Origin of the sequence: Gordonia sp. UBA7860 (genome assembly GCF_002500165.1) — a bacterium.
GTDB lineage: Bacteria > Actinomycetota > Actinomycetes > Mycobacteriales > Mycobacteriaceae > Gordonia > Gordonia sputi.
On record NZ_DLSO01000133.1, the window covers coordinates 1 to 6,828 of the forward strand.

Annotated in this window: 6 protein-coding genes; 4 read left to right on the plus strand and 2 right to left on the minus strand. The window is 62.5% G+C overall.

Features of this window, described 5'->3' with window-relative positions; translation table 11 throughout:
• Nucleotides 1-57 precede the first annotated feature (57 nt).
• Nucleotides 58-1,557 carry an IS1634 family transposase gene (locus B3T59_RS16825; protein WP_287004411.1) on the plus strand — a complete coding sequence of 500 codons (1,500 nt, stop codon included), beginning with the start codon at nucleotides 58-60 and terminating at the stop codon, nucleotides 1,555-1,557.
• Here the strand turns inward: B3T59_RS16825 and B3T59_RS16830 are convergent.
• A complete protein-coding gene (locus B3T59_RS16830; protein ID WP_287004412.1) occupies nucleotides 1,507-2,265 on the minus strand; it encodes a hypothetical protein in 759 nt (252 codons plus the stop codon). The genes B3T59_RS16825 and B3T59_RS16830 overlap by 51 nt on opposite strands.
• A 249-nt stretch (nucleotides 2,266-2,514) precedes the next feature.
• Nucleotides 2,515-2,685: a hypothetical protein gene (locus tag B3T59_RS16835; protein WP_156529380.1), complete on the minus strand. Its 171-nt coding sequence runs from the start codon at nucleotides 2,683-2,685 to the stop codon at nucleotides 2,515-2,517.
• 300 nt (nucleotides 2,686-2,985) lie between these two features.
• Here B3T59_RS16835 and B3T59_RS16840 point away from each other — a divergent pair, with 300 nt between their 5' ends.
• From B3T59_RS16840 to B3T59_RS16850, 3 genes are read left to right on the plus strand one after another with little or no spacing between them, the layout of a single operon-like run.
• Entirely contained in the window at nucleotides 2,986-4,815 is a 1,830-nt protein-coding gene (locus tag B3T59_RS16840; RefSeq protein ID WP_064863018.1) for a circularly permuted type 2 ATP-grasp protein, read from the plus strand.
• Nucleotides 4,812-5,795 carry an alpha-E domain-containing protein gene (locus tag B3T59_RS16845; protein WP_064863017.1) on the plus strand — a complete coding sequence of 328 codons (984 nt, stop codon included), beginning with the start codon at nucleotides 4,812-4,814 and terminating at the stop codon, nucleotides 5,793-5,795. The genes B3T59_RS16840 and B3T59_RS16845 overlap by 4 nt, the downstream gene beginning before the upstream one ends.
• Entirely contained in the window at nucleotides 5,792-6,640 is an 849-nt protein-coding gene (locus tag B3T59_RS16850; protein ID WP_064863016.1) for a transglutaminase family protein, read from the plus strand. Before B3T59_RS16845 ends, B3T59_RS16850 begins: the two co-directional genes overlap by 4 nt.
• The last annotated feature ends 188 nt before the right edge of the window (nucleotides 6,641-6,828 follow it).

The window sequence follows — 6,828 nt, forward strand, 5'->3', positions numbered from 1 at the left end:
ACCTGGGGTGATGGGTGTCGGGGTGGACACTAACGGCGGGGGTTTTAGGCTGCTGGGGTGGCGTTTGTGCGGACGGTGAAGACCAAGTCGGGGGCGACGGCGGTCCAGATCGTGCACTCCAACCGTCGTGGGTCCCGACAGATCGAGCACATCGGCTCAGCTCATACCGATGCGGAGTTGGCGGCGTTGAAGGCCGCAGCCGCTGATCGGTTGGCTGCCGGGCAGCAGCAACTCGACCTCGGGCTGGTCTCGGCGTCGGGAGCAGGACCGCTGCCGATCACCAGTTCCCGGATGGCGGTGTTGCTGGATGCGATCACCGCGGTGTACGACGAACTCGGATTCTCCTCGATCCCGAACTCTGACAGCGTATTCGGTGGTCTGGTGGCCGCAAGGATCATCGAACCCACCAGCAAGCTCGATTCCCTGCGGGTGCTCGCCGAAGCCGGTGTCACCCCGGCCTCATACGCGACGGTGAAACGACGTTTACCCATCTACGCCGATACGGCGTGGCGTCAGGAGCTGGCGAAAGCATGTGCCGCGCAATCGAATCTGGGACCTACCACGCTGTGTTTGTACGATGTCACCACCTTGTACTTCGAGACCGACAAGGCGGATGGGTTCCGCGAACCCGGATTCTCCAAGGAGCGGCGCCTCGAACCGCAGGTCACCGTCGGGTTGCTCACCGACGCCACGGGATTCCCATTGATGATGGAAGCCTTCGCCGGGAACAAAGCCGAGACGTTGACGATGATGCCCACCCTGACCGCGTTCATCGCCGCCCACCAGCTGACCGATGTGACGGTGGTGGCCGATGCCGGCATGATCTGCGCGGCGAACATGAAGGCCATCGAAGAAGCTGGGTTGTCGTTCATCCTGGGTGAGAAAATCCCCAGCGTCCCGTACCAGATTCAGAAGTGGCACAGGAACAATCCGAACTCCACCCCCGAAGACGGACTGACGCTGACCCAGCCACTGCCGGCGAACTCCAAGACCAGCTACCGCCGACATCGGGTGGTGCACTACCGCTACAGTGCCGATCGGGCGCGACGCAGCATCCGGGGTATCAACGAACAGATCGCCAAAGCCGAGAAGACAGTGGAAGGCAAGATCCCGGTCAAACGCAACCGGTTCGTCAAGCTCAAAGGCGGTGACCGAACTGTCAACCGGGAGCTGGAAATCAAGGCACGCACCCTAGCAGGATGGAAGGCCTATGCCACCAACATCGACTCCCCGACACCCGAATTCGTGATCGGCTCCTACCACCAACTGTGGCGGATCGAGAAGAGTTTTCGGATGTCGAAGTCCGATCTGTCCGCACGCCCGATCTTCCATCACCTCGAGGACTCCATCCGGGCCCATCTGGCTGTGGTATTCGCCGCGCTGGCCATCACCAGGATCATCGAAACGCGCACCGGCTGGTCGATCAAGAAGTTCGTCACCACCGCCCGCCGCTACCGCACCGTCACCATCCAAGCCGGCGAACAGACCCTCACCGCCGCCGATTCACTACCCGACGACCTCCGCGACGCAATCATCGCGATCCGAGGTGGACACTAAATTGAGCCAAGTCAGGGCATCAGTGAGCGCGATCATGCTATTGATGGTGCCGTTGAGGTCCTTGTCGGAAACGAGATGACCAGTCTCGTCATCGGTCTCCAGAAATAGGCCCTGACGATTCGATGTGGCGCTCGCGAGCTCTGATGCCTGTTTGAGAAGGCCACGATCAACGTCGGTGTTAACCCGTAGATCTGCGTTTCCCTTTCCCAAGAGGTCCGTCAGGGCGACGAGATCGTGGTAGTTGTTCAGTCTCCAATATATGCCTGCTGCGGGGTTGTCAATATCAAAAGTGACCGGGTTGCGTTGTAGTGACTCTCGGACCTTGGCCGGCAACTCAGTCATTCCGCCGTGGTTGCCTCTTCCATCGTTGATCAGCGGATTTCCCATGAGTTGCATGCCGTTGGCGAGCGCAGTCTTCACGGAGTCGCGCGACCCGGGATCGAGGTAGTCGGCGATCCGGTCTATTTCTGCTGGGCTCTTGCTGTCCAGCCCGGCCATGACTTCTCGCAGATATGCGTATTTGTTCGGAGGGATGTCAACAGGTTTGCCTTGGCGGATCGCCTCGATCTGCTCAGGTGTCAACTCGGTCGCTTCTCGGAGTTCGGCGAGTTCAGTCCCGGACAGTCGGCGATGATCGGCCAGGTCGTCGAGTAATTGATCGGCGCTGTGGATACTCACCGCTGCGCCTGCTGGTGATAACGCGTTCATCCCCTCGATTCCTGAATGGACCGCGCTTACTAGTTGTTGGTCTGCAGCCGCGAACTCGCCGGCCTTTCCCTTGAGCGATGAAGTGGCATCTCGTGCTGCCTGTTCTCAACGCTCTTTCTCTTGAGAATTAACGAATTGCTGAGCCTCATCGCCGGACGGGTACGTCTTGGAGTCGGTCACCGTCCAGTCGTTAGCTACGCTGTAGTTGTCGACGAACAGTTGCACGATGTCTGCTCTTCGGCGGCGCGCTTAGTTGCGGCATCGTGCGCGAGGCCCCGGCCACGGCACCGACGAGATTTCACGTACCATCCGCGTCGCGTGGGATTCGATGTTCGACGCCAGATCGTTGAGTCCGTTGCGGGCGTCGAGGTAGTTGCCGGGCTCTGCGTCGAGCGCATCTGACAGGGTCGGGTAGGTCATATGCAGATCTCAGCGACGTGGAAGTGGAGTCGCCCGGCGTGACTTCGACTACTTGGCCACCACTTCTTTGCGGCTCTGGCGCCACAGCAACCCCTTTGTCCGAATTGTCCAAAACGTTCAGGTGTCTAATTAGCTGGCATGCGGCATGCTACCGCATCGGGCGGGAGTCAGTTCCGGTGTGCCTGGGCGCAGCGACAATCGAATAGCCACGCTCTAGCGGTGTCGGCCCGACAGGGGATCTGCGACGCGCCCGCGCAGACGTCGTGCCGAGTGGAGCGACTTGAGGCACCATGTGTGTCTATGAGTCCCGCGTCAACCGGTGCGCAAGCCAAGAAGGCACCGCGCAAAACCGCGCCCCCGTCGTCGTCTAAGTCCGTCACCGCCGCCAAGGCGGCAAACGGCAAGGGTGCCGAACCGGGACAGGTTGCCAAGAGCGCGAAGGCCAAGGTGGGCAGGGAAGCACTCCCCACCGAGACCGGGATCTTTAAGGGATATTCGAAAGGTCCCTACGGCAAGGCCTTTGACGAGATGTTCGACGCCGACGGTGAAGTGCGCCCGCCATATCGAGGCATCTTCAAGGTCATGGCGGAGTCCGATCGTGCCGACCTCGAGGCTCGCGTCGACGCGCTCGGGCGCGCGTTCATCGACCAGGGCATTACATTCTCACTCTCCGGTATGGAGCGGCCGTTCCCGTTGGACGTTGTGCCACGGGTCATTTCGGCCGGGGAGTGGAACAAGCTCGAGGCGGGCATCACCCAGCGCGTGCAGGCGTTGGAGTTGTTCCTCGACGACGTGTACGGCGAGCAGGAGATCCTGCGCGACGGTGTGTTGCCCAAACGTCTGGTCCATTCGTGTGAGCACTTTCACCGTCAGGCCGCAAACATCCGTCCTCCCAACGGAGTTCGCATTCACGTCGCGGGCATCGACCTGATCCGTGACGCCAACGGAGACTTCCGGGTGCTCGAGGACAACCTGCGATCGCCGTCGGGTGTGTCGTACGTGATGGAGAACCGCCGCACCATGGCTCGGGTTTTTCCCGACCTGTTCTCCACGCACAAGGTGCGACCTGTCGCCGACTACCCGAGTCACCTGCTGCGCGCACTGCGGGCCTCGGCAGCGTTCAACGAGGCCGACCCCAACATCGTGGTGCTCACCCCCGGTGTCGCGAACTCGGCGTACTTCGAGCACTCGCTGCTCGCGCGGCTGATGGGCGTCGAGCTCGTCGAGGGTCGAGACCTGTTCTGCCGCGACAACGTCGTCTACATGCGCACCACCGAGGGTGAGCAACGCGTCGACGTGATCTATCGACGCATCGACGACGACTTCCTCGATCCCATGCAGTTCCGTCCGGATTCGATGCTCGGCGTGGCCGGCCTGCTCAACGCGGCGCGCGCGGGCAACGTCGTGATCTCGAGCGCGGTGGGCAACGGTGTCGGCGACGACAAGCTGATCTACACCTACGTGCCGGACATCATCAACTACTACCTCGGCGAGAAGCCGATCATCGGCAACGTCGACACGTTGCGCTGCTGGCTCCCCGAGGAGTGCGAGGAGGTTCTCGATCGGATCGACGAACTCGTCGTGAAACCCGTTGAGGGATCGGGTGGTTACGGGATCGTCTTCGGTCCCGACGCAACGAAGGCCGAGCTCGACACGTTGGCCCGCAAGGTGCGCAACGACCCTCGCGGGTGGATCGCACAACCCGTGGTGCAGCTTTCGACGGTGCCGACGAAGGTCGGCGACTCACTGAGACCGCGCCACGTCGATCTGCGACCTTTCGCCGTCAATGACGGCGAGAAAGTCTGGGTGCTACCGGGCGGTCTCACCCGCGTTGCCCTACCCGAGGGCTCGCTGGTGGTGAACTCGAGTCAGGGCGGCGGTTCGAAGGACACCTGGGTCCTCGCCAGCCGCGCGACGCAGAGCGAGCGCGAACTCGGCGGCGGCAAGGTTGTCACGTCCAGCGCGGCCAAGGCGGCACGGCCGGCGGAGAGCGCACCCGATCCCGTCTTCGAGCAGACGCAACAGCAACAGCAGGGCCTCGGCTCGATGGCGCAGACCCAGAGCATGCACGGGATGACGCAGAGTCAGGGCACCGCCACAACTCAGAATATGGGCGGTGATCCCCGATGATGTTGGCCCGCAACGCCGAATCCCTCTACTGGATCGGCCGCTACGTCGAACGTGCCGACGACATGGCGCGCCTGCTCGACGTGGCAATCCATCAGCTTCTCGAGGACACGTCGGCGGACGTGGATGCGTCTGTGCGCATGGTCATCAAGGTTCTCGGACTCGACGAACCCGACACCGACGAGCCCCTCGACGTGTGGGCATTGACCGAACACGTCGCCTACGCAAAGGCTTCCGCCGGTTCGGTGGTGGACCTGATCCGTGCGGCGCGCGAAAACGCCCGTGGCGCACGCGAAGTCACGTCGAGCGAGATGTGGGAATGCCTGAACACCACGTACAACGGGCTTGCTGAGGCCGAGCGCAGGGGACGTCGACTCGGACCTCATGAGTTCCTGTCGTATGTGAAGAACCGGGCAGCCATGTTCGCAGGGCTGGCGGACGCGACGATGAGTCACGACGACGGCTACCGGTACCTGCTCCTCGGCCGGTCAGTCGAGCGCGTGGACATGACCATCCGCATGCTTCTGTCGCGTGCCAACGCCCCCGTCAATTCGCCTGCGTGGGTGAATGTCCTGGTGTCTGCGGGCGCTCACGACACCTACCTGCGTACCTATCGCGGCTTGCTCGACGCCGAGAACATCGTGCAGTTCACGTTGCTGGACAGGCTGTTTCCGCGGTCGGTGTTCCACGCACTGCGCGTCGCCGAGCAGAATCTCGCGGAGATCGAGAAGCGACCGAGCCGCGTCGGCGAACAGGCGGAGGCGCTGTTGCTGCTCGGTCGAGCGCGCAGCTCGCTCGAGTTCCTCGAGCCCGGTCATCTGCTCGACGGTCTGCAGGATCGGCTACTCGACCTGCAAGACACCTGCAGGGCGGTCAACGAGGCGGTCACCGCCCAGTACTTCCATGTGTCACCGTATGTTTCGTGGGCCGATGCTCGCGTCAGCGATGGTGAAGACCACTTCATCGAGGAGAGTGAACTGTGAGTTGGCGATTGAGGGTCGTGCATTCGACGGGCTTTGCCTACCAGAGTCCGGTCACCTCGTCGTTCAACGAGGCTCGCCTGACTCCGCGAAGTGACACGCGGCAGAACGTGATCGTCAACCGTGTTGAAACGGTGCCCGCGACCCGCGCGTACCGCTACACCGACTACTGGGGCACAGCCGTCACCGCGTTCGACCTCCATGCACCGCACGAGGAACTCGAAGTATCAGGGATGTCGGTGGTCGAGACCGAGGCAGGGGAGCGCCCTTCATCGGAGAAGGCCGCGACCTGGGAAGAGTTGCAAAGCGAATATGTCGCTGACCGGTACGACGAAATGCTTTCGTTCACAACATATGTGCCCAAGAACGGACGTCTCGGCACGACGGCGCGTCGGATAGCCAAGGGTCTGGACCCTGAGGAAGCGGTCGAGGCCATCTGCAAGTTCGTGCACGAGGAGATGGAGTACGTACCCGGCACGACAGGCGTGCATAGCACCGCCGTGGACGCATGGAACGAGCGCAAAGGCGTCTGTCAGGATTACGCGCACGTCAGTCTGTCCATGCTCCGCAGCCTCGGCGTGCCTGCGCGGTATGTCTCGGGATATCTCCATCCCAAGCCCGACGCGAAGATCGACAAAACCGTCGAGGGGCAGAGCCACGCGTGGATTGAGGTTTGGACAGGTGGATGGTGGGGCTACGACCCGACCAACGACACGCCGATATCCGAGCAGCACGTCTCGGTGGGTGTCGGCCGCGACTACTCCGACGTCTCGCCACTCAAGGGCATCTACACCGGAGGCAAGGCCACCGACCTCGATGTCGTCGTGGAGATAACCCGACTCGCCTGAACCGCGCTCCAGGCAGTGCGATCGCTAGAACGGTGGCGGTCCGGCTGCGTTGTCGACAAGGGACTTGTCGACGTCGCGGGTGAGGCGGCGTTGGCGGCTTCGGTGTCCTTCCGCGCGGCGGCGGGCGTGGTTGTTCGCCGCGCGTGTGGTGCGGGGGCGGGGGGGGGGGGGCCGTGGGGGTCCTGGAG